Here is a 25,838-nt window from a genome sequence, read left to right as displayed (position 1 = left end):
GTCCGCCGAAAAGTCATCGACAATATCTCGGCGACTGTCCGGGCGGCAGTATGCAGTGACGGCATGGCGCTGCTTACCCGTCTGGCGCGGGTAACCTGTGTATTCTTGCTGCTCATATGTTCGCGGCGACGGGGGCTGGGGCGTCCGACGCGGGCCGCACTTCGCGGCCTCGTCTCAGTTGCCACTGTTTGACCAACGCATAGAGCGCCGGGATCACGCCGAGGGTCAGAACGGTCGACGAAATCATCCCCCCGACCATCGGCGCTGCAATGCGGCTCATGACCTCGGACCCGGTGCCGCTACTCCACATGATTGGCAGCAGACCCGCCATGATGGCAACGACAGTCATCATCTTTGGCCGCACACGCTCGACGGCGCCCTCCATGATGGCCTCATAGAGGTCTACGACTGAGGGCTCTTGGCCGTCGGCAACACGCTTCGCCTTGATCGCCTCCCATGCATGGTCGAGATAGATCAGCATGATCACCCCTGTCTCGGCAGCGACACCGGCCAGCGCAATGAACCCAACCGCGACCGCCACACTGATCTGATAATTTAGCCACCACATCAGCCACACGCCGCCAATGAGAGCGAACGGAACCGACAGCATCACGATCAATGTTTCAGTGAGACGTCGGAAATTGAGATACAGAAGCACGAAGATGAGGCCGATTGTCAGCGGCAGCACAATCTTCATCTTCTCCTTCGCTCGCTCCATGTACTCGAACTGACCACTCCAGGTGGCGTAATAGCCAGGCGGGAATGTGACTTGCTCGGCGACCGCTTGCTGTGCACGTTTGACGAACGCACCAAGGTCGGCATCACGGGTGTCCACATAGACATAGGCAGCCAGCAGCGCATTTTCGGTTCGAATGCCAGGCGAACCGCGCGTGAGCCGGATCTCCGCGAGCTGGCCGAGGGGAATCGGTCCGCTCATGGTCGGCACATACACTTCGGCGGCAATGCGTTGCGGGTCATCGCGCAGATCGCGCGGATACCGCACGCTGACGTTGTATCGCTCGAGGCCCTCGACCGCCGTCGTCACCATGTCGCCGCCCAGCGCGGTTGCGACAACTTCCTGCACGGCCCCGACCGACAGGCCGTAGCGCGCGAGTTGATCGCGCAGTGGCACGATGTCGACGTAATAGCCGCCGGTAACGCGCTCGGCGTACGCGCTACTCGCACCCGGGACGTTCCTGACCGCCGCCTCAATCGCTTTCGCAACCTTCTCGATGGTGTCCAGATCCTTGCCGAACACCTTGACACCGATCGGGGTCCGGATCCCGGTTGAAAGCATGTCGAGGCGCGCCTTGATCGGCATCGTCCACGAGTTCGCGACGCCGGGAAATTTCAGCGCGGCGTCCATCTCGGCGATCAGCTTGTCGGTCGTCATGCCGGGGCGCCACTCGGCTTGCGGTTTGAGGTTGACGACCGTCTCGAACATCTCGAGCGGCGCCGGGTCGGTCGCCGACAGCGCACGCCCGGCCTTGCCATACACAGACTCGACTTCGGGGAAAGTCTTGATGATGCGGTTCGTCGTCGCGAGCAGGCGACCCGCTTCGGTCACCGACATTCCAGGCAGTGCCGCAGGCATGTAGAACAGCGTGCCTTCGTTGAGTGTCGGCATGAACTCCGAGCCGAGTTGTCGCGCCGGAAAAACAGTTGCCGCCATCGTCACCAGTGCGGCCACGATCGTGAGGACCTTGTGGCGCATCACCCAGGCGATGATCGGACGATAGAGCCAGATCAGCACCCGGTTCACCGGATTCTTCGCCTCCGGCAGGATGCGGCCGCGCACGAAGAACAGCATCAACACCGGCACGAGCGTCACGGACAACAGTGCCGCGCCGGCCATCGCGAAGGTCTTCGTGAACGCGAGCGGCGAGAACATACGGCCTTCCTGGCCTTCGAGCGTAAACACGGGCAGGAAGGAGACGGTGATGATCAGGAGCGAGAAGAACAGTGCCGGGCCGACTTCCTTGCAGGCACGGATAATTGCCTCACGGCGCTGCGTCTGCGTCGCTCCCTCGGGGAGGTGCTCTATGCGTTTGTGGGCGTTTTCGATCATGACGATCGCAGCGTCAACCATCGCACCGATCGCAATCGCGATGCCACCGAGGCTCATGATATTTGAGCCCAAATTGAGCGAGCGCATCGCGATGAATGCGATCAAGATGCCAAGCGGTAGTGTGATGATGGCAACGAGCGCACTGCGCACATGCAGAAGGAAGATCACGCAGACCGCGGCGACGATCAGGCTTTCCTCGAGCAGCGTCCATTTCAGGTTCGCGATCGCGCGCTCGATCAGCGTCGAGCGATCATAGACGGGGACAATCTCGGTCCCCTCGGGCAACCCGGGCGTGATCTCAGCGATCTTCGCCTTGACGTTGGCGATCACATCGAGGGCGTTCTGGCCAAATCGCGCCATGACGATGCCGGACGCCACTTCGCCTTCGCCGTTGAGCTCGGCGATACCGCGGCGCTCGGCCGGAACCAGCTCGACCCGTGCGACATCGACGATGCGCACGGGAGTGCCACCTACGGTCTTCAGAACGAGCGCCTCGATGTCCTGCACGCCCCGCAGGTAACCGCGACCGCGGATCATGAATTCTTTTTCAGCCATCTCGATGACACGCCCACCGACGTCGCGGTTCGAGTCGCGGATCACCTTGCTGACCTCGTCAAGCGCAAGGCCGAAGGTCGCAAGCCGGTGGGGATCGACGGTGACCTGATATTCGCGCACGAAGCCGCCGATGCTCGCGACTTCGGACACACCGCCGGCCTTCGTCAGTTGGTAGCGCACGTACCAGTCCTGCAAGCTGCGCGTCTCAGCGAGCGACAAATTCTTGCCGGTTATCGCGTACTGATAGACCCAGCCGACACCGGTCGCATCCGGGCCGATCTGTGGCGCCACCCCGGCGGGTAGCCGGCCGGCAACGGTACTGAGGTACTCAAGGACGCGCGAGCGCGCCCAGTAGATATCGGTGCCGTCCTCGAAGATCACATAGACATACGACGCGCCGAACATCGAGAAGCCGCGCACGACTTTCGCGCGCGGCACCGCAAGCATCGAGGTGGTAAGCGGGTAAGTTACCTGGTCCTCGACGACTTGCGGCGCCTGGCCCGGGAAGTCGGTGAAGACGATGACCTGAACGTCCGACAAATCCGGCAGCGCGTCGAGCGGCGTATTTTTGACCGCGTAGATCCCGCCACCAATCAGGAACAGTGTCCCGAGCAAAATCAGGAAAATGTTGCGGGAAGACCAGTCGATCAGCCGGCCGAGCATGTTAGTGCCCTCCGTGCGCTGGGGCCGGTGCCACCGGCTCGCTAGCGGCCGCCGGTGCAGATTTCTCAATCCGGGTAACCACGAATTCGCCAGGCGCGCGCTGTATGAACTCGAAGCGCACCTTTGTGCCTGGCGCAACTCCGGCAGCGAGATCCTTCGATGCGATTCCGAAGTCCATCGTCATCGCAGGCCACTGCAGCGCGGGAATGTCGCCGTGCGTCAATGACACGGTGCCGGCAGCGTCATCGAGCGCGTCGAAGGTACCTTCCCCGCGGTAGATCTGCGCTGCTGCGGACGATCCCCCACCTTCTGCCGCCGTGGCATCGGTCAGGTTCGACAAAGCGGCCTTGAGCTGGCTTTCGGAGTCGATCAGGAAATTCGCCGACACGACAACACGATCGCCCGCCTGCACGCCGTCCGTCACTTCGACGTATTCCTTGCCGCGCTGGCCGATGCGCACCGGTTGCGGCTTGAAGCGTCCTTCGTCGAGCGCGAGCAGCACAACCTGGCGCTTGCCGTCGTCGATTACCGCTGAAGTCGGCACGGTTACTCGCTGGGTCGCCACGCCGGACGCGAGGTCAACGTGCGCGAACATCCCCGGGCGCAGCAGGCCGTCGCGGTTGTCAAGTTCGAGGCGGACTTGTGTGCTGCGCGTTTCGGTATTTAGCGTTGGGTAGAGATAGCCGACCTTCGCCTCGAAGCGGCGGTCCGGGAAGGCGTCGAGCGTGACCGACGCCAACTGGCCAACCCGGATGCGGGCGAGGTCGCGCTCGTAGATGTCGGCGATGATCCAGACCTTCGACAGGTCGGCGATGCGATAGACCGCGTCGCCGGGCATGAAGCGGGTGCCCTGCACCGCCTTCTTCTCAAGCACGACGCCGTTCGTCGGTGAATGGAAAGTCTGGCGCTGCGGCGTCTCGCCACTCGCGGGCGCGGCGATGTCCCAGTTGCGCAGGCGCGCCCGCGTCGCATCGGCGAGCCGACGAGCAGCGTCGGCAGCGACAGTATCGGTGGACGCGCTGTCGCGCTGCAGTCGCTCGGCGATGCGCAGCTCCTCGCCAGCCGATTGCAGTTCCGGGCTGTAGATCGTGAAGAGCGGCTGCCCGCGACGTACCGGATCTCCGACGGCATTCACATACAGGCGCTCGATCCAGCCTTCGAAACGCGGCGCGACATCCACGATCGCGCGCTCGTTGAGCTCGATACGTCCGGCCGCACGCACTACCGCATCGACGACGCGCATTTCGGCGACCGCCGTTTTGACGCCGAGAGTCTGCACGCGGGCGGGGCTCACGACGACCACTCCGCTATCGTCAGGCTTATCGTCGGCATACACCGGGATGTAGTTCATACCCATTGAGTCCTTCTTCGGCACGGGCGAGGTGTCGGGCAGCCCCATTGGGTTGCGGTAGTAGAGGACCTTGCGTTCGCCAGTTCCACTCGATGGCGTCCCACCTGCTGGCGCGGCCTCGCCCGCACCGACCACGTGGCTACCCGTTACCGGATCCTGTCTATCGGCGCGATTACCCGCCCAGTAACCGGCGCCCAACGCGAGCGCGACCGCCGCAGCAGCCAAGGAAAGTTGTACGCCGGGCTTCAAGGCATATCTCCTGCAAGTTTTTCAAGTTCAGCAAGCGCCATCCGAGTGTCAACGTCGGCCTGCAGCATCGCCATGCGCGTATCGACGAGTTGGCGCTCGGCTTCGAGCACGGTATCGAAGTCGACACGCCCCGTCGCGAATGCGGCGCGCGTTGCATCCCGTGTCGCCTCAGCTTGCGGCATGAGCGTCCCGCGCAACAGTTGCAGCGTTTCACGGCCGCTCGCGTACGTCGCGTAGGCACTGCCAAGCTCGCCCAGCAGCTTCGACTCGGCCGCGGCGCGCTTTGCGTCAGCGGCAGTGACCATCAGCGTCGCCTCACGTTCGCGCGCTCGACGAGCGGACTGCTGCAGCGGGATCATCACCTCAAACATCACATCCCAGGATTGATCACCGCCGCGAGGTTGGTTGTTGGTCAGGCCGAGACTGAAGTCCGGGTATCGGTCCCGCCAAGTTCGATCGCGCTCGATCCGCGCCGCCTCGATACCGCGATCCTCGGCGGCAATCATTGGGTTAGTCGCACGGGCGCGCTCGGCCAGGTCCGCAAGGATGAGCGTCTGTGGCAATGGCGCGGGATCCTGGGGCAAAGCAAGTTCATTGCCCGGCGCACGTCCGAGCAATGCGTTCAGTGCCGAGGCCATACCGCGGCGCCGCTGTTCGATGCCCACAAGCGCAAGACGTTGAGAGGTGATCTCACGCTGCGCACGCAATACCGCCTGCTGCGGCAGCAGGCCGAGTCGGTAGCGCGACAGCGTGATTTCCTCAAGGCTCTGCAGCAATGCGAGTCCGTCACGGTTCAGTGCGGCCTCGCGATCGGCCGCGTAGTAACGCAGCCACGCAATCTTGATCTCTGCAGCAAGATTGCGCCATGCTGCGTCGCGGTTCGCATCGGCCTGATCAGCACGCGCACTTGCCGCGTTCGCTGCTAGTTCGCGCTTACCCCAGCCCGGTAATGACTGGATGATGCGATAGCGCGTTTCCCCAACTTCGCCCGGAATAAGTGTCGTCGAGCCCCCACGCATCGTGTTAGTGAAGTCCATGAGTTCAATCTGAACGGTCGGATCGGGCAGCGCGCCCGCCGGTTCAACCCGTTCCCGGGCCGCGGCAGCTTCGGCGCGATCGCCCGCGAATGCCGGGTTGTTGAGGCGGGCCTGTTCTATCAGACCGACCACATCGGCACCCAACGGGGGGGTTTGGGCGTGTGCGGCGCCTGCCCCCAGACTGGCGGCGAGCACGGTAATGCCTACGACTCTATGCAAGGAACGGAGGCCGAGAATATGCGTTTTCATCCGAAACGACTTGAAAATAGAGGCCGATACAATCGTAAATGACAGGTGCCCACGGCGTCCGGGACTACACCCCTCCCGGTGACGCTGGCGTCAGTTTGCGGCTTCAAGCTTTGTGACAGTGAACACGCCATCAACGCGCTCGGCCCTGAAGCGGACCTTGTCGCCTATTCTGACCTGATCGAGCATGGATGCATCGGCGGCACGGAAAACCATCGTCATTGCCGGCATGGCGAGATTTTCGAGCGGACCGTGGCTGATCGTAATTTTGCCGGTGCTCTTGTCAATCTTCTTGATCGTTCCGTCAGACAGCGCCGATACGACCTCGCTACCGCTGTCGGCAGCGCCAGCATGATGGGCATCGTGGCCGTTCGACGCAAAGGTCGGAGTGGCCATTGCGAGTGCTGCGAGGAGCGCAACGGTCGGAAGATTGCGTTGGGTAAGCATGACAAATCCTGCGTCGTGACTAATTGAGACTCAGTATGAAGAGTCGATTTGAACCAGAAGGTGACTGGAAAATTACTTTTTTGTCAGCTTGCATGGATCAATCGGCTCAAGCTTGGGACACAATGATCGTACCGATCATGCCCGCTTGGTAATGACCAGGGATCAGGCAGGCGAACTCGAAGCGCCCGGGGCGATTGAACGTCCAATTGATTTCGCTCATCCCGCCCGGGGCAACGTGAGTCATCCACGGCGCGTCATGCTCCATACCGGGGAACTTCGTCATCAATTCAGCATGCTCATGGAGTGCCCACTTTGTCCCGATGACCATTTCGTGGAGAACGTTATCGACGTTGCGATGAACAAAGCGGATCGTTTCTCCAAGGCGTACTTCGATGCGATCGGGCGAGAAGCGCATTCCATTCGTTATTAGAATGGGGACAGTACGACTTGCCTCGCGCGGATCGCCGGCCACCCCCCAGTCCTTCTGTTCATTACTAACCGTCGCAGGTCTGATGGCGGAGTGCGTCGCTTCTCCGTGAGCCAATGCTGCGCGACCAGCAAAGAGTGAGCCTGTCGCGAACAGGCTCGTAGCCAAGAAATGACGTCGTGACCTCATTGGTTCTCCATTATCATAATCGAATATTTCATACAGTTCGGGAAGAAGTGGGCAGTGGTCCAGCATCAGTGCCCCGGGTGACGTCTGGGCCGGCGAACATTGATCGTTCCGGGAGAGCCGGTGGTAGTCCCCGGCATTGATTGACCACCTGCATCGAGTGTCCGCGCCGGGTCCATGACACCCCCTGCCCACTCATGAGCGACACGCCCCGCCCGATGTTTGTACCACCCGGGGTTCGAGTAGTCTCCTGGCCTCTGATCACGCCGAACCTTGACGACGGTAAACATGCCGCCCATCTCGACTGCGCCGAACTGCGCTTGGCCTGTCATCATCGGCAGGGTGTTGTCTGGCAGCGGCATCTCCATTTCGGCCATCTCAGCCATGCCGCGCTCGCCCATCGCCATATAGTCCGGTACGAGTTTCTGGATGCGCTCGACAAGACCTCTGTGATCGACTCCAATCATTGTCGGTACGTCGTGACCCATCGCATTCATCGTGTGGTGCGACTTGTGACAATGCAGCGCCCAGTCGCCTTCCTCGTCAGCGACGAACTCGATCTGACGCATCTGGCCAACCGCGATGTCGACGGTAACTTCGGGCCAGCGAGCCTCCTTCGGGATCGGACCACCGTCCGTCCCCGTCACTTCGAACTCGTGTCCATGCAGGTGGATCGGATGGCTGGTCATGGATAGGTTGCCAATTCGAATCCGTACGCGATCGCGACGGCGCACGTTGAGCGAATCGATGCCCGGGAAGACGCGGCTGTTGAACGTAAACAGGTTGAATTCAAGCATCGTATGGGTCTTGGGGGTATAGCTGCCGGGCTCTACGTCGAACGCGCCCAAGAGGAAGCAAAAATCGCGGTCAACAGGGTCGATCAGCGCATGCCGGTTACGCGGATGCGTGACCCACAACCCCATCATCCCCATCGCCATTTGCACCATCTCGTCGGCGTGGGGGTGGTACATAAAGGTACCCGGCCTGCGGGCGATGAATTCATAGACGAATGTCTTGCCAGGAGGAATATGCGGTTGCGTCAGCCCCCCAACCCCGTCCATGCCGTTGGGCAGACGTTGCCCGTGCCAGTGGACCGTCGTATGCTCGGGGAGACGGTTCGTGACGAAAATGCGCACCCGATCGCCTTCAACCACTTCAATGGTGGGGCCCGGCGATTGGCCGTTATATCCCCACAACCTCGCGGTCATCCCCGGAGCGATGATGCGCTCGACCGGTTCCGCAACAAGATGGAACTCCTTGACGCCGCCGTTCATGCGCCATGGTGCTGTCCAGCCATTGAGGGTCACAACTGGGTTGTAGGAAGCACCATCGGCGGGTTGCAGCGGCATCGCCGTGTCGGCACTGTGCCGTAGGGCCACCTCGGGTAGAGCTGCCAAGGCAGCACGGCCCACCCCACCGATCGCAAGCAAGCCTGCACCCGCGAGAAATTGTCGTCTATTGGGCATTCTCAGTGCTCGCCATACTAGTGTTGAGCGACAGGTACCGCCGGGCCTGATCGCAGGACCGTCGGCGCAATCGGGTAACCGAGCAAGGTCGCACTCAGTGCGGCGTCCGCAAGCCAGAAGTCACGCTCAGCTTGAATGGCCTGAATCACGCCTAACGTCTGGTTGCGGGTCTCCGCGAGAAGCTCGAAAATGCTGATAAACATCCCGTTGTATTGGAGAACCGCCTCGTCCGCGATGCTTCTGCGCAACGGGATGACCTCGTCGCGGTAATGGCGTACCAAGTCATACGCGTTGCGATACCCGTCATAGTTCGAGCGCACCTGCGAACTGGCATTGCGAACGACCTGTACGGTACGGTTGACCGCAGCGAGATAACGCGCCTGGTCTCCCGCGCGGCGTGCGTCACCGAAGTCGAATATCGGCAACGGCAATTCGATCTCAAAACCACGCTGTGGGCGCGTGCCTGTCTCGCTGTTGCGCACGCCAGCGACCTCGATCCCATTGACTACGCTGCTCACCTGCGTAAGTCCGAGATCTTTCGCGGCTGTTTCAAGTGCAGCGCGTGCGATACGGACGTCGAGGCGCTCGTCGACTATCGTGCGAGCAACCGTCGCTTCGTCGATCGGTTCCCCCGGCAAATCCGGCAAGCGCTCCGGGAGTCGAAGGGCAAGCGCCTGGTGAGGCGACAGGCCTATCAACTGAATGAGGTTTTCGCGGGTCCGTACCGCATCCTGACGCGCACGAATCTGAACGCTCACGGCATCTGCATACTGCGCTTGTTCTCGCGCTTGCTGAAGACGACTGTAGTTGCCCGCGCTCTGCATACGGCGCGCGAGTTCGGCTGTCGCTGCCGTGGCACTGGCCACCTGGTCGTGGTAATTGGCGACCTGTAACGCCGAAACAGCCTCGACCCATGCGCGGCGCACGTCAGTTACAAGCGCCAAGACCGACGCCGAGGCCCGCAACCGGATTTCCCGTTGTTTCAGCTCGGCGCGGTCGAGACGCGCAGGCAGGAGTAACACGTCAAGCAGTGAGAAGCTCAGCGCTCGGCCAAGCTCGAGTTCGTGCTCGCCGCCTCCCGAACGCAGCAGACGCTCGAAGCTAAACACCGGGCCGGGGACGCGCGCTGAGCGCGTAGTGTCGGCCGATGCCGCCGCCGCTTCTGCAAGCACCACCTGAAACGCCGGACTATTGTTGAGCGCTATCCGCACGGCATCATCCTTACGCAGCGGCTGAGCCAGCAGGCGAGCGACTTCCGCCTCCACCTCGACGCGATCAGGATCGCTACGCAACCATCGTGGCACGCTTCCAGCATGTTCCTGACTGAATCGCGCTACCGCCTCGTAGTTACTGTCAATTTCGGCCGTTGCGCAGCCCGTCAGGATGCCAGCGGATACCAAGACAAAAGACGTGGCGGCCTTCACCTCATATCCTCCGTCCTTCCACCCTGTGGCGCCGCATCGTTCGAAATCGGCGTAGTGTCGCGATTACCGTGACGGCCCTCCTCTCGACCCACCTCATCGTTGACCTCACGCCATGGACGAAGGGGCTCGTCCGCGCCGTAAGAACGGTAGTTTTCAAGCACGGAACGGAACGAGGGCACCTCAATTCCGACATCCGCGCCTGTCGCAAATGTGGCGTCGCGCACGCGGGAGGATTCTGGTGGCGAGGACACGTTCGACGCCGCGGCTCGGCCTGTGTGAACTTGCAAGGCCAGACAGACGAGCGCCGCAGCGCTCCGCCACGAAATGGCGAAACAACCGCTCTTCATCGGGGATTCATTCTTTCTTGTGGCCTTAGCCCCGAGGAGCCTTCCCAGAGGCAAACCTCCTCTTATTTCATGGGGTTCGTCGGCTCAGCCTTCATGTGCATTTCCATCATCTGCTGCAGCATGTCCATGCGCTTTTCCATCATTCGCATGTGGTCACGCATCATGTCTGGCGCTTTGCCGCCCATCCTGCCAGCGGCCATCGGGCATTCAGCTGGCATGTCACGCATCGCCGACTCCATGGCGTGCACCTGCTCTTCCATCAGGGCCATGCGACGCGCGGGGTCTTTCTCCGAACGGATCGCCTTCATGCGCTGTTGGAGCGCGGGCATGCTGGCAGCGGGCCCTGTCGTGGCGGGTGTCACTTGCGCCACGTCGGGATGATGACTTTGGTGCTCCTCATTCGTCGGCGCTGCCGCAAACGTAACAGACATCGCAGCCGCGGCAGTCAACGCGAACACAACGTGCATCACCATAATCGGTTTCATACAACTACCTCCTTCGAAAGGATAGAAGCGATGCCCTCGGTACGGACCGACACATCGCCATATTGCGACTCAGAAGGTGTCAGAAGTCTGTCTCCCGAATTACATCTTGGTAATCTCGAATTGAAGCCCGGTTTAGCGATGCAAAATGTCGTCGCATGAACGAGATAGAGGGCAACCATGAAGATCCTGATCGTTGAGGATGAGCCGAAAACCGGCGATTACCTGCAGCAGGGGCTGGGCGAAGCCGGCTTTGTTGTGGACCTCGCGCGCGACGGGCTGGATGGCCTGCATATGGCGCTCAATGGCGAGTACGACCTGATCGTGCTCGACGTAATGCTCCCCTCACTTGATGGCTGGGGCGTGCTTCGAACCGTCCGACGTAGCGGCAGAGAAACGCCAGTGCTGTTTCTTACTGCACGCGATCAGGTCGAGGATCGGGTACGTGGTCTCGAGCTCGGGGCCGACGACTATCTAGTGAAACCCTTTGCCTTCTCGGAACTGCTCGCGCGCGTGCGCACATTGCTACGTCGAGGAAAGGCCAAGGAACCTGAGGTGTTCAGGGTTGGGGACCTCGAACTTGATCTTCTGCGACGGCGAGTGACGCGTGCAGGCATAAAGATCGATCTCACAGCGAAGGAGTTCTCATTACTCGAACTGCTGTTGCGTAGGCAGGGCGAAGTGTTGCCGCGGTCATTGATTGCCTCGCAAGTGTGGGACATGAACTTCGACAGCGACACGAACGTCATCGAAGTCGCAGTTCGGCGGTTGCGAGCGAAAGTCGACGAACCCTTCGAACCAAAACTTATCCGTACCGTGCGTGGCATGGGCTACGTTCTGGAAGTACCGGAGGCTCAGTGAAGTTCCGGTACCCTCTATCGCTCACCACACGACTTGCACTGCTCTTCGCACTGACGGCAGCGAGCTTACTGATTGCCGTCGGCGTACTGCTCGGTCGTGCAGTGGAAGCGCACTTTGCTGAACTCGACGACCATGAATTGCGCGGAAAACTCGCGCTGATCGAAAATCTGCTCCAGCGGGCCGATTCGCCGTCCGCACGGGATATGCTGCCCCAACGACTCGACGACGCTTTCGTCGGCCATGATGGTATCGCGGCGTTCTTGCGCGATAAGGACGGGGTTGTAAGTTACGCAATCCATCCAAGCTCTTTTCTGACGGGAATCCTCGCCGGAGAGGCATTACCATCCGGCATCGCCAAATGGGAGAAGGATGGACACCACTATGCGGGACGTGAGCAGTCGCTGCGTATGCCGCGGGCCGACGGAACAACGACCTATATTCGCGCTGTGGTCGGACTGGATATCACCCACCATGCAACTTTTCTCGACGCAGCGCGGCTTCGCCTTTGGCTTGCCATCTCATTCGCGGCGGTAATGGCCGCCCTGCTCGGCTGGTGGGTCGCGCATGCGGGTCTCGCCCCCTTACGCCGAGTAACCGAGATCGCTCGCGGGGTGTCAGCTGAGCGTCTTAGCCAACGCTTGACGGAAGCCAAGGCGCCGGTTGAAGTGCGTGAACTCGTCGACGCCTTTAACGGCATGCTCAGCCGCCTCGAAGCTGCGTTTCAACGTCTATCCGACTTTTCGGCCGATATTGCCCATGAACTGCGGACCCCCATCTCGAATCTGATGACGCAAACGGCCGTTTCCCTGTCCCGAACGCGTACCGCCGACGAATATCGTGAGGTCTTAACGTCAAACCTTGAAGAATACCAACGGATCGCGCGGATGGTTGCCGACATGCTGTTCCTGGCAAAAGCGGATAATGGGCGCCTGCCTGGCCCACACGAACTGGTGGCCTTGGCCGAGGAGGCGCGTGCGCTCGCGGAATTCTATGAAGCACTTGCCGAGGAGCACGATGTCAGCGTGGTGGTACGAGGCGCAGCAACGGTCCACGGTGATCGCTTGATGCTGCGGCGCGCGATCTCAAATCTGCTATCGAATGCCCTGCGCCACTCGCGCGCGGGAAGCACTATCGAGATTGATGTCGCCGATGACGGCCCTCAAGTCATGCTCCGCGTTCAAAATCGCGGAGACACAATTCCGGCAGATCAACTATCACGCATCTTTGAACGTTTCCATCGTGCAAGCGCCGAGCGACATCATCACGGAGAGGGCGCCGGGCTCGGTCTGGCAATCACCCGTACGATCGTCGAGACACATGGCGGAACGGTAGACGTCGAATCCGCCGACGGCGTCACCGCATTTCGCATTCATTTGCCGCGCTCGATCCATGGCCAGACGAGCATAGAGTAGAGTTTGCCCAAGGTATTCGCCAGGAGTGACCGATATGACCATCAATGCACTGTTTCCGATCCGCGAGCGCGCATTGCTTGCCGCAACTGCGCTGTCCCTCACGTTCAGTCTGTCTCCTGCGCTTGCAGCAGGTGACGAAGTCATCGTTTACAAGGATCCGAATTGCGGCTGTTGCGGCAAATGGGCAGAGCATATGCGATCCCAGGGCTTCAACGTCAAGGAAATTGCCACACCGAAAATGGGCGAGGTGAAACGCGACGCCGGTGTCCCGACGGCGCTTAGCTCGTGCCACACGGCCAAGGTCGGCGGCTACGTCGTCGAAGGGCATGTGCCCGCTTCGGATGTGAAGCGGTTGCTGGCAGTCAAGCCGAAGATCGTGGGCATTTCCGCGCCCGGAATGCCTCAAGGATCCCCGGGAATGGAGGGGCCTTTCCCCGCTGACCGTTACGAAGTCGTCAGCTTCGACGAGAAGGGCGTGATCACCACTTTCGCAAGGCACTGAACCGGGGGCAGGCGCGGCACTATCGCACAGAGATGCAAAGTGCCGGCCTACCTGCGCGGCGTGCCTCGCCCCCCTCCTCGGCAGACCCACGAGCCAGACTGCTGCATCGCGGCTGAACACGGCTAGCGCAGGCGTTCTACCATTCCTCGCACAGGAGGGACCCATCGCCATCAACGCCGATGCGCGATCCTTGGCGGCGGGCATATGCTTTATGCCCATGCTCCGGACCTTTGCGTTCTCGATGACAACTCAGGACGGCGTAGGCGATGTGTCCGGGGGCCGGATGTGTGGGCAGCGCCCCCCCATTTGGGCAGGATTGACCACCTCAATTTACGCTGTTAGAAATGATGCTCAAGTCAATGAGGGGTCCTTATGCATGATGCTCTGTTGCCGATTGCGCAAGCTTACAAGGCCGATCCCGAATCAGTCTATAGCACTTGGTTCATCAGCAGCGAAGACCGGATCAAGGCGTTTCGCAGCATTCGCCGTGGTGTTGCAGCGGTCGTCGACGATATCAAGCATCATCGCTTCCCGAATGACTTCAAGGGATCGTCCTTGGAGTTCGTACTGGCGTGCATTTCCGAACAAAAACAGGTATTCGAAGGGGCCGCACATCCGTTCTACTGGAAGCCAAAATTGCGTATCCCCGACATCTACGAGCATGATCTCAACAAACAGGCATTTGGCGAGTTCCTCTACGCCTGTCTCGGAACTACCGATGTACGGGCGCTCGAAAGGGAGGTTCTGAAACTCGCCGGTAAGCGCATCAAAGGCTTGGGCCCAGCCGTCGCGAATATTCTGTACTTCCTGCATCCGACGCATTTCCCACCGTTCAACACGGCAATGCTGAACGGATTCAACGCGCTGTTTAGGACAAAGAAGAGACTCGGCTCGTGGGACAGCTATCTGGAAATGCGGGAGACAATCATCGTTGCCAACGCTGCACTGGGCATGCTCTCACGAGATCTGGGCGCATTCAGCGGCATGCTTTTCGAGATTGGCGTCGGACGGCTCGGAACGACCGATGATGATTCGAGTGCCCTGACCATCGAACGTGAAAAAATCGAGCAGGTGCGTCGCAAGCGCCACGCCCAGGTCGAACAAGACATGGCGGAGGAGCGCCTGCATACGAAGGTCCAATATCAACTGATCGAACTGGGCCGCGCACTGGGCTATGACGTGCTGGTCGCCCGCAATGACCGCAGCGCCCTCTACCGCGGCCGCGCGCTGGGCTACCGTTGCCTGGAGTGTCTGCCAGACCTTGGGCTCCCACCAGAAGTGCACGCCACCGCAGAACTCATCGATGTCTTGTGGCTATACCCTGGCGAACCGAGAATCGCGAGTGCCTTTGAAGTGGAGAAGAGTACGTCGATTTATTCGGGAATCCTACGCCTTGCCGACATGGCATTGTCGATTCCGGGCCGGCATGAGCATCTATATTTGGTTGCTCCGGCTGCACGCGAGAAGGAGATCGTCGTGCAACTCAAGCGCCCGATGTTCCAGCGCCACGAGGACTTCTCACTGAGTTATATCCTGTTCGAGGATCTTGACCAGCATTTCGAATCGCTGTGCAAGCTCGGCGAAGATCGGCGGATTCTCGAGCGCCTTGCGTGTCGCTGTGTCGCATGATGGAGAATATTTGGAGAGACTTGCCGCTCGGCAGGAGCGCCCGTAGATTGCATTTCACAGCCACAACCACGCGGTTGACATTACCCGCCGAACGTCTCAGCCGTCTGGCAGTGGCTGGCTTCCAACCTTCCGCTTGCCATACAGGGCCGACCGTGAGCGTACGGCTCAAGTCCATCTGAAATCCATCGTTTACCGGCTGCAGAGCGGAAAGCTGTGCCGAATGAGCGCAGTGAACCTCATGTCAAAGCCGGCCCGACCGACAAGAGCCACTCGACCGTCGATATGTTCTTCACTCGGTGGAAAGTATCGACCAACCGTTCTCAGCTCGCCACTTTATCCCCTCGCGGCTCGTGCCTTGAGAGCGCGTCCTCTTGGCCGTCACGGCGCGACTTGGATTTGTCGGGGGCTATGCCGGCCCTCACGAGGGTTGTGCCTGCACTCCCTTCCGGAGGGTCAGGTAGACGCAATGGCTGACGATAAAGATTGCGGTGACAGTGTCACTGATATTCAGCGGATCCTCAAAGTCATCGGGCTTGTCGATACCATAAATTTTTCCACTGGTTGAGAAAGAAATAGTCAGCACGTCGTACGGCTGCGATTCGTCGTCGGGGTTGGGCTCCAGGCAGGTGACGGTGCCGACAGGGGAGTTCGTCTCGCTTAATGCGGACGAAAAGCGGAAAATAAGAGTCTTGTCAAGGAAATTAACCGTGAAGCAGTTCCTATCCAGATGATCATCAAATTTGACGATCGGCCCGAAACATTTCCTATCTCCCATATATTGTGCAGCTTCGAAAAATTCGCTGAACTTTTGATGAAGCACTTCAAATCGCCTTGCTAGTTCTTCGAGCGCGCGATAAATTGTTGTTGCATTTGGCATTTCCACCTCCAGGCAAACTTAATCGAAGACATAGATTATGCGCTACGTATTCCAGTGTGCGCAATGTATTTAGCTGGTCTTCCAGCTTTGCTACTCGCCGGCCGGAGCAGGTAGAACGTGGCGGCATTGGATCTTGACGCTGGTTGTGCCGTTCCCGACTTGCCTCTTACCGGGCCGCTCGATGGTGAATCTCCTCGCGCTGCAAATCCTCCCCTACCCACCGGTCTAGCGTAGCCTGATGTCGAGTAGCGCGATGGATTTCATGTGCCCCGAAGCTTGATTGTTTCGTCTATTGTTGGTCGCCAGGGCGTTCGCGACAAAAAAAGTCCTGTGGTGCGCCGCGCAACAGTGGTTCCGGATTAGGCATGCAAGCTACACTATGCAAGCGCCAATTCGGGGAGCGCTGACCACAGCTTTTTCGGGCGCAGGCGAAAGAGTGGGACTATAGCGATCCTCCGCTCCATTACTATTTATTTGCTTCACGCGACTGACTCAGGAAGACGTAAATTGGCCAAAGTGGTTTTCTCCTACTCGCACGTGGACGAGACATTGCGAAACGAGCTCGAAAAGCATCTTTCGCCCCTGAAACGCCAGGGCTTGATCGAAACCTGGCACGATCGCCGGATCGTTGCTGGGCAAGAATTCAATAATGAAATCGGCCAACACTTCGAGGATGCCGAACTCGTCTTGCTGCTCGTGAGTCCCAATTTCATCAATTCCGATTACTGCTACGACGTCGAAATGGTGCGCGCAGTCGAGCGTCACAACCTTGGGCTGGCGATCGTGATCCCGGTGATCTTGCGGGTCTGCCACTGGCACGATTTGCCGTTCGGCAAGCTATTGGCCGCCACACCGGATGGGAAGGCGGTCACTCAGTACCCTTCATTGGATGAGGGCTTTTTCCACGTCGTATCCGCGATCAAGGGCGCGCTCAATACGCTTCCCAAGTCGACTGCCGCTGCGCCAGCAGCGCTTGCGGCTCCACCGGTAGCGGCACCCGTGCAACCGGTGGTTACTACAACAACGTCCCGGTCCAGCAACCTGCGCATCAAGAAGGAATTTACTGACCGCGAGCGTGATTGCGCACGGGCTGAGTGTTTCGAGTTTGTAGCCAAGTACTTCGCTAACTCCCTGGAAGAGTTGAAGCAGCGCAATCCGGACATCGAAGTGAATTTCCGTCAGATCGATGCCAACAGCTTTGACGCGGCGATTTACGTCTCTGGGAAACGGCGATGCGGATGCGGAATCTGGATGGGAGGTAGGAGTTTCGGCGGCGACATCCTGTTCAGCCACAGCGGCGTTTCGCAGAACAGCTTCAACGAAAGCATGTCGATCCAGGACGACGGCTACTCGCTGGGGTTCAAGCCGCTCGGCTTCGCCCACCTCGGGCGCGATGGCCAAACGCTCCTCAATTACGAGGGAGTGGCGGAGTACTTCTGGGAAATGCTAATTCAGCCATTGCAGCGGTGAGTCGCCCCGCACGCTGCCTATCCTCGTGCGACATGCCCGCGATTTTTGGATTATTGCCCCCTCCGGGACATGCGCGACGAAAGTCGTATGTCAGCTCAGCTTTGGCAGCGTGAGTTCGCCGGACTGGTGAGCTACGGTTCTGTGTGATTGGACGTCGAAGCAGGATCGACGTCATGGTGTCGTGCCCTGTTCACATTCTGCCTACGCGGCGGAACTTGACATTAACCCCCTGATGACATCTTGATGGTCGCAATGGCGCGAGTGCAGATGCGTGCCTTGCCGCCCCCACTCCTCACTGTTGTCCCTGGATGTCTTGTGCGATCACGGAGCTCTTCGAGCAGCTCGCGAGCGAAGATAAGAGCGCGGTGCGCTCATACGGCTTCGTCGTCTCAAACCTCAACAACCAGGCGCGGCTGGAACCCAACAAACGTTTCGCCTGGATAGCCCTTCGGGTTCGCGACAACCCGTGTCGCGCCGATGCGGTAGTCGCAGGCGACGTGCGAATGGCCGTGAATCCACAGCGTCGGCTGATGCTCCAGGATCAGCCCTTCGAGGTTCGAGGCATACGCTGCAGTCACCAGATCACCCCGGAAGCGTGGCGCGATCGACTGGATCGACGGTGCATGATGTGTCACGACCACCGTCGGACCGTCGTGCGGCTGCGCGAGCTCGTGAGCAAGCCAGTCGCGGGCGTATTCGTGGATGCGCAGGGTGTCGACAGCCGACAGCATGACCTTCGTCGGCCCGTCTTTCAGCGCGACGATCTTCCGGTAATCGGTCATCTGCTCTTCGGCCGCGTTCATTGCTTCGCTGCGGCGATGGGCACCGAACAGCTGGAAGTCGGTCCAGAGCGTCGTTCCGAGAAAGCGCACGCCCTCGATCACGGTCGAGGACTTTTCGAGGAAGAAGCTGCCTGCACGCTCGGCTTCAGCGCGTAGTCCGTGCAACTGGCGCACCGTCGCGGGCATGTTCTGGCCGTAGAACTCGTGATTGCCTGCGACGTAGATCATCCACCGATCGCGCCACCCGCGAAACCGCTTGAAGCCCTTGGTGCCGACGTCGATATCGCCGGCCAGCACGAGCACGTCATAGTCGAGATCGGCCGGCTCCCACGGCTCGCCAAATTCGAGATGGACATCGGACGCAATGCAGAGCTTCATCACCAAATCCCCCGCGCTTTATCGGCTTCCATGTCTGCAACCGTGAGCCGTGCACCTCTCGTACGCGCCGCGCCGATGCACGCCGCCGTTTCCCACGGCTGGAGATCGTCCGCCAGGTGCGGGCCGTAGTAGTGTGCGTCTTGATTTGCGTTCCCGCGGATCGCTACTGCTTTAGCAAACCCCACGTCATCAAACACGCCTTCGACGTCGTCGACCACTACTCGCGCGACGGGCGGCAGGCTCGCAAGGATCTCGATCAGTTCGCGAACGTTCAAGTGCTCTCCTTGTTGCATTTCGCTAATATCTGCCTTTCATTAGGGCTGGTGAAGAATCGCCGTCATGAGTTCAGCGCTTCTTTCCACGCCCTGATGCTTCTTTCCACGCCCTGATAAACCGCTCTTGCCGGCAGAACTTGAGGGCGAGGGCGCGGGAGTGGCGCCCCAGAGCCGCATTGCGTACTTCAAACACCTGAGCGTCACGCGCAAAAAACGAATCCAACTCAGCCGATAAGGCTTATCTCGCGCTACGCATCCTTGCAAAGCCCAAGGATGACAGATCTTTTAGGTGGGATGTCCGCTACGCCAGGAACAAACAGCCGTTACGATTTCGGATCTTCGTTGTTGTCTATAGCCGCACTTGGGCGTTATGAACAGCTGTCCATAACGGCCATTTCCGGCCACTCCGAGTTCGGGCCGATTGCGGATGTTCGAATATGTCATTTAGATGTATAGATCGCGTGCGGCCTTCGAGCAGGTAATGAAGGTGACCGAGCGCCGCTCGATGCTCCGTCGCTCCAGATCAAGAGACGGTGCGGCGCGGCGTAGCGCCCGGTCCGATTAGATGCTCCTCGGCTGCAGCGCAATGATCGCCATACCGACCAGCGCCACGCCCGCGCCGATCGCGTCCCAGCGTGTCGGCGCGACGCCATCCACGGCCCAAAGCCAGCCCAGCGCCACGGCCACATAGACACCGCCGTAGGCCGCATACGTGCGCCCCGCGGCGAACGGATGCAAGGTCAGCAGCCAGGCGAATAGGGCGAGCGAGACGGCGGCGGGCAAAAGCAGCCACGGCGGACGTCCCTGCTTCAACACGAGCCACGGCAGATAGCAGCCAAGGATCTCCGCGACCGCGGTGATCGCGAACAGGCCCGTGGTCTTGATCAACTGCATCATCGCACTTCCCCGGGATTGGCGGCGTGGCAGGCGCAGGCTTCGCCGTGAGCGGCCGCCACCAACTCGTGCAGGATGCCGCAGTCGGCAGGGACCTGTCCGATTTTGCAGCGCGCACGTAGCGCCGTGAGCTGTTTCTCCAAAGCATGTAGCGAGTACAGCCGCGCCCGTACGCGAGCCAGTTGCTCGTCGATCAGCCGGTTGATGTCACCGCAGTCGGCTTCCGGGTGCGTGACGAAATCGAGCAGGCGCCCGATCTCGGCCAACGGCATGTCGAGCGCGCGGCAATGACGGATGAAGGCCAGGCGCTCGCCATGGTGCTCGCCGTAATCCCGGTACCCGTTCGACTGCCGGGGCGGTGTCGGCAGCAGACCCGCCTTCTCGTAGTACCGGATCGTCTCGACGCCCACGCCGGTCGTTTGAGCGAGTTCCCCGATGCGCATGTTTACCTCCCGTCAGACCGATCACTATAAATGCTTGACCCTGGAGTGACTCCATGGTTTCCAATGGCGGCAATCGAATTGCGAAGGAAAGACCATGTCCACTTGCTGCTCCGGAGAATGTTCGTCAGCAAGGGCCGTCGTCAGTCCGCGTTTCCGCAAGGCGCTGTGGGTGGCGCTCGCAATCAATGCCCTGATGTTCCTGGTCGAAACCGTCGGCGGGCTGCACGCCGGTTCGGTGTCCCTGCTCGCAGACGCGATCGATTTTGCCGGTGATGCCGCCAACTACGGCTTGTCGCTGGCGGTGCTGTCCATGGGCTTGTTGTGGCGCGCCCGCGCCGCTTTGGTCAAAGGGCTGACCATGGGCGTCTATGGTCTCTTCGTCCTCGGCAAGACCGCCTGGACGGCGATGTCCGGCATCCCGCCGGAACCCGTCACCATGGGCGCCATCGCCGTGCTCGCCTTGCTGGCCAATGGCAGCGTCGCGGCGATGCTCCACGCGTTTCGCGACGGCGACGCGAACATGCGCTCGGTCTGGCTGTGCAGCCGCAACGACGCCATCGTGAATGTGGCGGTGGGGCTGGCGGCCGTGGGCGTCCTGGGCACCGGCACCGCTTGGCCGGATCTGCTGGTAGCGGTGGTGATCGCTGGCCTGGCACTCTTGGCGGGCCGGAGCGTCGTGCGGCAGGCACGCGGAGAAATCGCCGCCCATGCGGCTGCGGCCACGCCCGCATGAAACCCATGCCGGAGAGCGCCGTGATTCTAGAATCCACGCTGACCTGTCCGAAATGCGGGCACACCAAGACCGAACAGATGCCTGCGGATGCCTGCCAATGGTTCTACGAGTGCCAGGCCTGTCACGCACTGCTGCGCCCGAACGCCGGCGACTGCTGCGTGTTCTGCTCCTACGGGACGGTGCCGTGCCCACCCGTACAGGAAGATCGAAAGAAGCACGGCTGCTGTGGCTGATCACCTGATCCTGCTGTACCACCGTTTGCAGATGCGAGCGTCCGGTTTAAGAAAGGTCGTCAGCCCGGAGCGGGTCGGGCACAGCCGCTGACCTGAAAAGGCTGTGCGACAGCTTTCAGAGTGATCCAGGCATTTGGTGATGGACTTTCGGCGTTTCGTGCCCTGGCTGGCTGCTCTAGTTTGCAAGGTTGAAGGGTGGCTTTCGTAAGCGGACAGCAATGACTGGCTCGCGGAAATGCCGGGCGGTGGCGTCAGGCTAAGGCGTCGGGGTCTTGCATCCAAGTGGGAATATCGCGCTGGCCATGCAGCACACGCCAGACATCAATGTGGTCTGGCCGTTCGACGTAGAAGACGAGGTAAGGGTAGCGAGACAGCGACCAAGAGCGTAGACCGGGAAGGTCCAATTCATGCCCGTAACGAGGCGAACCTGTGGCGGGATGGCGACCTATGTGGGTATAAACCTGTTCCAACGCGTCGATGAAATCGAGTGCGATCGACGCGGCCCCCTCGTCCAGGTAGTAGGCGACCACGTTGTCGACGTCTAGGTTGGCCTGCTCACGCGGAACTACCGGCTTGACCCTCACCCGCGAGAAACAGACTTTGCAGCCTTGCGTACCCGGTCACGCAGACCTTCGAAGTAAGCGGCATTGGCTGGCGATCCCTGTGCAGAGGCTGCGCCCGCCAGCAACAAGCCACGCAAGCGCTGACGCCCCTGATCCTTGCGGATCAGTTCGCGCAGGTACTCGCTGCTACTACCGAAGCCGCGCTCGCTGACCTGCTCGTCCACGAAGGACTTCAGGCTATCGGGCAAGGAAATGTTCATCGTGCTCATGGCCTCAGATTAGTCGGCTTGGCAAAATTTGGCAAGACTGCGTGTCCGTCTCGCCATATCCCCTGGGCAACCGCATTCCGGCGGCGCTGAGCGCCGTGCGGCAGCTGTCCGCACTACTTCAGCCGCTCAATCGACGCAGGCTGGCCGGCAGCTTCGGGCCGAAAACCGGAAACCGGAAACCCGGGGAAGTCCCCTGCCCTACTTCGGCGACATTACCCCCCGAACATCGCAGCACTCGCAATGTTGCGTACAGGTTCGCGCTCTTTGCTCCCTTTTTCCTCATTTGCCCTCCAGCACGACCACAAAGACCGGTGGCAAAGATTGAGCACCCTGCTACGTCCGCCCCTGCGCTGTTGAATGGCAGGATCGACGATTATGAGAACTCACTGTAACGACCCGAAGCCGAAATTCGCCGCTGTCAGAAGCAGATGCTAGACGTTTGAGCGCCGATCATGGCCTGTCGAGGACGGCGGCCAGCAGAGAATTGTTCGGCAATAACCTTAGGCAGCATCTTGATCAACTTGAATAATTCCAAACCGAAGTCCGCCAGGCTCTGCGCACGTTGCATACCACCCAATCCCCGGAAGCGGCATCCTCGGCTCAATAATATGGCCTCCACCTGAATCGCCCCGGGTTCCGTGGAGGCCGGTTGGTTTAAGTCAGGCCGCGATGGCGGTCTGACGGGCGAGTTGCCTGTAGTAGTTTGCCTCAGCTTCTGCGGGCGGGATATACCCGATGGGTTCGAGCAGCCGGTGGTGGTTAAACCAGGACACCCATTCCAGCGTTGCCAGCTCCACAGATTCCTTGGTTTTCCAGGGTGCTCGCCGGTGGATCATCTCTGCCTTGTACAAACCATTGATCGTCTCTGCCAGAGCATTGTCATAGCTGTCGCCCTTGCTGCCGACGGACGGCTCTATACCTGCTTCGGCCAGGCGCTCGCTGTAGCGGATCGAGACGTACTGCGAGCCTCTGTCGGAGTGGTGGATCAGGGCTTCTTCGGGACTTGGCTGGCGGGCGTACAGCGCCTGCTCCAGGGCATCGAGCACGAAGTCCGTGTGCATGGAACTGCTCACACGCCAGCCCACGATGCGTCGGGCAAAGACATCGATGACGAAGGCCACATACAGCCAGCCTTGCCAGGTCGAGACATAAGTGAAGTCCGAGACCCACAACTGGTTGGGGCGGTCGGCCTTGAACTGCCGATTGACCCGATCCAGCGGACACGCCGCCTTGCTGTCGCTGATCGTGGTGCGCACGACCTTGCCTCGTACGACACCACGCAGCCCATGACGGCGCATAAGTCGCTCGACCGTGCAGCGGGCTACCGCGACACCTTCCCGGTTCAGTTGCCGCCAGACCTTGTCGGCACCATAAACCTGCAGGTTGGCTTGCCAGACGCGCTCGATCTCGGGCATCAACATCTCGTCGCGCTGCACTCTCTGACTGCGTCGTTCAGGATTGCGCAGCAGCGCGACATGGCGCCGGTAGCAGGGCTGCCGCAGCTACGCATTCATCATTCATCGTCATCCTCGTCTGGCGTCTCGAAGCCGAGCAGCGTGGCCCGAAACTCGTCGGATGTTGCTGCCAGCAGTCGCTTGGTCTTGATGCTGGTCTTGATTGACGTATCGAGCCGGATGAGATTGAGCGCCATGTGGCGCACCAGCGCCAGGTTGTGGGCAATGTGACCGATGCGGCCCCGTGCGTAGTCGTCACCGAACTGAACATCCAGACACCAGTGCAGACGATTCTCGACTTCCCAATGGCTTCTGATCGCCAGCGCAATCCGCTCGGCATCGGCCGGCAGGCTGCTGATGTAGTACGCGTGCTCGGTACTGGTGCGTTCTCCCAGCGTTCGCACTCGCTCGACGGCGGCAAAGCTGGCCACATCCTTCCAGGCCTCGGCCTTGTGGAGCCGATCGGTCACGTCATAGGCCGTACAGCTGCGCACTTCGGTCCGTCCATGGCCAGTGCTCGTGGTTTTATGCGTCGAACTCGGTGTCAGCGGACCGCGCGGATCGAGGTCGGCGAACATGATCGAGTCGAGCAGCTTCGGGTGGTTGTCTTTCACGCACAGCACGTAGTGGGCGCCTCGCTCACGGATGGCACGTGCGATCTTGGTCTGCGTGCCCATCGCATCGATGGTGACGATGCAGCCCTCGATGTCGAGCACCTGGAGCAGTTCGGGAATCGCTGTGATCTCGTTCGACTTCTCCGCCGTCGCCGTCTGGCCCAGCACCACGCCCACGTTGGCCGCAAACGCACTGACCAGATGCAGCGGCGCAGCGGCCGCCTTGCTCGTGGTGCGTCGGCTCGACTTCCCATCGATGGCGATGACCTGGTCTTTGCCCAGCGCCGGGACGATGCCTGCCACCCAGGCGCGAAAGGCCTGCTCGAACTGCTTCGGATCGAGCAGCGCGAACACGCGCTCGAAGGTATCGGGCGAGGCGACACCGTAGTCGAGCCGCAGAAAGCCCCGCAGCCATGGCAGTTTGGCGCGCCCCCACTGCGAGATCTCCTCGAAGTCGTCGGCGCCGCTGAGCACTGCACACACCGCCACGGTGAGCACTTCGCACAGCCGATGCCGCGTCTGTTGCGCGCTGCGCCAATCCTCCAGGCCTTCGAAAACCTCCACCATGTCGGCCAGCTTCCCTGTGTCCATTGGTTGCCCAAAAAGACAGGAAGCTACACAAAACAACCGCTTGTGAACAGGGGTGTGGCAAGTGGTTGATCGTGAACGTCATTCTGGGATGGTCAACGACAAGCGCGTAGCTGCGGCAGCCCTGGCGCCGGTAGCCGGATGGGGCGATCTGCAATTGCCTGCAGATCGGCTCGACCCCGAAGGCATCGCGATGCGCGTCGACGAAGGCTCTCAGGACTTGAATCGGCGGTCGAGCTCCGCCTGGGCGAAAAACGCGCTGGCAAGCTTCAGAATCTCATTGGCTTTGCGCAACTCACGGACCTCGCGCTCCAGTTCCTTGACGCGTTTCTGATCGGCCGTGGTAGGTCCCTCGCGCTGTCCGCTATCCCGTTCGTGCTGACGCACCCAGGTCAGCAACGTCTGCGGCGTGCAACTAATCTTGGCGGCGATGGATTCAACGGCTGCCCACTGCGACGGATGATCGCCGCGACACTCGGCAACCATGCGCACCGCACGCTCACGGACTTCGGGGGAGAACTTCACGGACTTCTTCATGGCTCTATCTTCTCAAGAGTTAGAGCCTCCATCAAACCCGGGGCGATTCAAATTGTGCCACGGCGCCCTATGACTTTGAATCGCCCCGGGTTCTCGTGGTAGCCAAAGCTTCACTATGCAAATCTATCCATAGCGACCCGAAGCGGGAGTTGAACTTTTCCGAAAGGAGACGTTAGCTTGGCGGCAACGCGCCCTTTTCCTTCAACGCATCTTTGGCTATCTGGATGCGCAGCGGGAGATCCTTGGCATCGCGGGTGGCAAGGTTCAGAGCGAAAATCCAGATGTCGTCCGGTGTTTCCACAAACCCAACATACCAACCCACAGGAGAAGCGTTGCGGGTCGCCCAACCCGTTTTTGCATAAAGACGATACCGCTC

24 protein-coding genes, 2 pseudogenes and 1 other annotated feature are annotated in these 25,838 nt (G+C 60.4%); of the genes and pseudogenes, 7 read left to right on the top strand and 19 right to left on the bottom strand.

Going from position 1 to position 25,838, the window contains the following annotated elements:
• Nucleotides 1-112 precede the first annotated feature (112 nt).
• From F464_RS29555 to F464_RS29550, 8 genes are all read right to left on the bottom strand, one after another.
• Complete coding sequence (locus F464_RS29555) at nucleotides 113-3,286, bottom strand: efflux RND transporter permease subunit (RefSeq protein WP_018992655.1); 3,174 nt, start codon at nucleotides 3,284-3,286, stop codon at nucleotides 113-115.
• A 1-nt stretch (nucleotide 3,287) separates the two neighbouring features.
• Nucleotides 3,288-4,886 carry an efflux RND transporter periplasmic adaptor subunit gene (locus F464_RS0125275; protein ID WP_026296314.1) on the bottom strand — a complete coding sequence of 533 codons (1,599 nt, stop codon included), beginning with the start codon at nucleotides 4,884-4,886 and terminating at the stop codon, nucleotides 3,288-3,290.
• The gene (locus F464_RS0125270) at nucleotides 4,883-6,172 is read right to left on the bottom strand and encodes a TolC family protein (protein ID WP_026296313.1); all 1,290 of its coding nucleotides are present in this window, start codon (nucleotides 6,170-6,172) and stop codon (nucleotides 4,883-4,885) included. Before F464_RS0125270 ends, F464_RS0125275 begins: the two co-directional genes overlap by 4 nt.
• 90 nt (nucleotides 6,173-6,262) lie before the next feature.
• Entirely contained in the window at nucleotides 6,263-6,616 is a 354-nt protein-coding gene (locus F464_RS0125265) for a copper-binding protein (RefSeq protein ID WP_018992652.1), read from the bottom strand.
• 106 nt (nucleotides 6,617-6,722) lie between these two features.
• Complete coding sequence (locus F464_RS0125260; protein ID WP_026296312.1) at nucleotides 6,723-7,232, bottom strand: cupredoxin domain-containing protein; 510 nt, start codon at nucleotides 7,230-7,232, stop codon at nucleotides 6,723-6,725.
• A gap of 65 nt (nucleotides 7,233-7,297) precedes the next feature.
• A complete protein-coding gene (locus F464_RS0125255; RefSeq protein WP_026296311.1) occupies nucleotides 7,298-8,695 on the bottom strand; it encodes a multicopper oxidase domain-containing protein in 1,398 nt (465 codons plus the stop codon).
• Nucleotides 8,696-8,712: 17 nt separating this feature from the next.
• A complete protein-coding gene (locus tag F464_RS0125250) occupies nucleotides 8,713-10,119 on the bottom strand; it encodes a TolC family protein (protein WP_018992649.1) in 1,407 nt (468 codons plus the stop codon).
• Nucleotides 10,120-10,528: 409 nt separating this feature from the next.
• Nucleotides 10,529-10,951 carry a hypothetical protein gene (locus F464_RS29550; protein ID WP_018992648.1) on the bottom strand — a complete coding sequence of 141 codons (423 nt, stop codon included), beginning with the start codon at nucleotides 10,949-10,951 and terminating at the stop codon, nucleotides 10,529-10,531.
• A gap of 177 nt (nucleotides 10,952-11,128) precedes the next feature.
• Here F464_RS29550 and F464_RS0125240 point away from each other — a divergent pair, with 177 nt between their 5' ends.
• The 4 genes from F464_RS0125240 to F464_RS0125225 all read left to right on the top strand — a co-directional run bounded on the left by F464_RS0125240 (nucleotide 11,129) and on the right by F464_RS0125225 (nucleotide 15,352).
• Entirely contained in the window at nucleotides 11,129-11,809 is a 681-nt protein-coding gene (locus F464_RS0125240) for a heavy metal response regulator transcription factor (RefSeq protein WP_018992647.1), read from the top strand.
• Complete coding sequence (locus F464_RS0125235; RefSeq protein WP_026296310.1) at nucleotides 11,806-13,221, top strand: heavy metal sensor histidine kinase; 1,416 nt, start codon at nucleotides 11,806-11,808, stop codon at nucleotides 13,219-13,221. The genes F464_RS0125240 and F464_RS0125235 overlap by 4 nt, the downstream gene beginning before the upstream one ends.
• 34 nt (nucleotides 13,222-13,255) lie before the next feature.
• Nucleotides 13,256-13,723, top strand: coding sequence for a DUF411 domain-containing protein (locus F464_RS0125230; RefSeq protein WP_018992644.1), 468 nt, complete (start codon nucleotides 13,256-13,258; stop codon nucleotides 13,721-13,723).
• A 372-nt stretch (nucleotides 13,724-14,095) separates the two neighbouring features.
• Nucleotides 14,096-15,352 (top strand): hypothetical protein, encoded by a 1,257-nt coding sequence (locus F464_RS0125225; RefSeq protein ID WP_018992643.1) that lies wholly within the window; start codon nucleotides 14,096-14,098, stop codon nucleotides 15,350-15,352.
• 418 nt (nucleotides 15,353-15,770) lie between these two features.
• Here F464_RS0125225 and F464_RS0125220 read toward each other — a convergent pair whose 3' ends face one another.
• Nucleotides 15,771-16,229, bottom strand: coding sequence for a hypothetical protein (locus tag F464_RS0125220; RefSeq protein ID WP_157354170.1), 459 nt, complete (start codon nucleotides 16,227-16,229; stop codon nucleotides 15,771-15,773).
• Between the two features lie 516 nt (nucleotides 16,230-16,745).
• Between F464_RS0125220 and F464_RS0125215 the strand changes: the two genes are divergently transcribed.
• Nucleotides 16,746-17,699 carry a TIR domain-containing protein gene (locus tag F464_RS0125215; protein WP_232429037.1) on the top strand — a complete coding sequence of 318 codons (954 nt, stop codon included), beginning with the start codon at nucleotides 16,746-16,748 and terminating at the stop codon, nucleotides 17,697-17,699.
• Between the two features lie 389 nt (nucleotides 17,700-18,088).
• Here F464_RS0125215 and F464_RS0125210 read toward each other — a convergent pair whose 3' ends face one another.
• The 4 genes from F464_RS0125210 to cadR form a co-directional block, all read right to left on the bottom strand.
• Entirely contained in the window at nucleotides 18,089-18,859 is a 771-nt protein-coding gene (locus F464_RS0125210) for a metallophosphoesterase (RefSeq protein WP_018992640.1), read from the bottom strand.
• Nucleotides 18,859-19,134, bottom strand: a complete 276-nt coding sequence (locus tag F464_RS0125205; protein WP_157354167.1) for a hypothetical protein — start codon at nucleotides 19,132-19,134, stop codon at nucleotides 18,859-18,861. The genes F464_RS0125210 and F464_RS0125205 overlap by 1 nt, the downstream gene beginning before the upstream one ends.
• A gap of 561 nt (nucleotides 19,135-19,695) precedes the next feature.
• The gene (locus tag F464_RS0125200) at nucleotides 19,696-20,031 is read right to left on the bottom strand and encodes a YnfA family protein (RefSeq protein WP_018992638.1); all 336 of its coding nucleotides are present in this window, start codon (nucleotides 20,029-20,031) and stop codon (nucleotides 19,696-19,698) included.
• On the bottom strand, nucleotides 20,028-20,471 hold the full coding sequence (gene cadR, locus F464_RS0125195) for a Cd(II)/Pb(II)-responsive transcriptional regulator (protein ID WP_018992637.1): 444 nt from the start codon (nucleotides 20,469-20,471) through the stop codon (nucleotides 20,028-20,030). The genes F464_RS0125200 and cadR overlap by 4 nt, the downstream gene beginning before the upstream one ends.
• 169 nt (nucleotides 20,472-20,640) lie before the next feature.
• On the opposite strand from cadR, the gene F464_RS0125190 reads away from it, so the two are divergent.
• Nucleotides 20,641-21,204 (top strand): cation transporter, encoded by a 564-nt coding sequence (locus F464_RS0125190; RefSeq protein WP_018992636.1) that lies wholly within the window; start codon nucleotides 20,641-20,643, stop codon nucleotides 21,202-21,204.
• A gap of 20 nt (nucleotides 21,205-21,224) precedes the next feature.
• On the top strand, nucleotides 21,225-21,437 hold the full coding sequence (locus F464_RS30650) for a GDCCVxC domain-containing (seleno)protein (RefSeq protein ID WP_232429034.1): 213 nt from the start codon (nucleotides 21,225-21,227) through the stop codon (nucleotides 21,435-21,437).
• Nucleotides 21,438-21,688: 251 nt separating this feature from the next.
• Here the strand turns inward: F464_RS30650 and F464_RS0125185 are convergent, their stop codons facing one another.
• The 6 genes and pseudogenes from F464_RS0125185 to F464_RS29540 all read right to left on the bottom strand — a co-directional run.
• Entirely contained in the window at nucleotides 21,689-22,021 is a 333-nt protein-coding gene (locus F464_RS0125185) for a type II toxin-antitoxin system RelE/ParE family toxin (RefSeq protein WP_018992635.1), read from the bottom strand.
• Nucleotides 22,018-22,269, bottom strand: coding sequence for a ribbon-helix-helix domain-containing protein (locus F464_RS0125180; protein ID WP_018992634.1), 252 nt, complete (start codon nucleotides 22,267-22,269; stop codon nucleotides 22,018-22,020). Before F464_RS0125180 ends, F464_RS0125185 begins: the two co-directional genes overlap by 4 nt.
• A 659-nt stretch (nucleotides 22,270-22,928) precedes the next feature.
• Nucleotides 22,929-23,756, bottom strand: a pseudogene (locus F464_RS0125170) (IS3 family transposase); the annotation flags it as partial.
• A 26-nt stretch (nucleotides 23,757-23,782) separates the two neighbouring features.
• A complete protein-coding gene (locus F464_RS0125165) occupies nucleotides 23,783-24,928 on the bottom strand; it encodes an ISAs1 family transposase (protein ID WP_018992631.1) in 1,146 nt (381 codons plus the stop codon).
• A 124-nt stretch (nucleotides 24,929-25,052) separates the two neighbouring features.
• A pseudogene (locus F464_RS0125160) lies at nucleotides 25,053-25,462 on the bottom strand (transposase); the annotation flags it as partial.
• Nucleotides 25,068-25,184 (bottom strand) — a sequence feature (AL1L pseudoknot). (Overlaps the previous pseudogene by 117 nt.)
• Before the next feature lie 172 nt (nucleotides 25,463-25,634).
• On the bottom strand, nucleotides 25,635-25,838 hold a 204-nt coding region (locus F464_RS29540), incomplete at its 5' end, for a penicillin-binding transpeptidase domain-containing protein (protein ID WP_040395780.1).

The organism is Aromatoleum toluclasticum ATCC 700605, from assembly GCF_000378245.1.
Classification (GTDB): Bacteria; Pseudomonadota; Gammaproteobacteria; order Burkholderiales; family Rhodocyclaceae; genus Aromatoleum; species Aromatoleum toluclasticum.
Note: the sequence above shows the minus strand (reverse complement) of the source record. Positions and strands in the feature narration are given on the sequence as shown.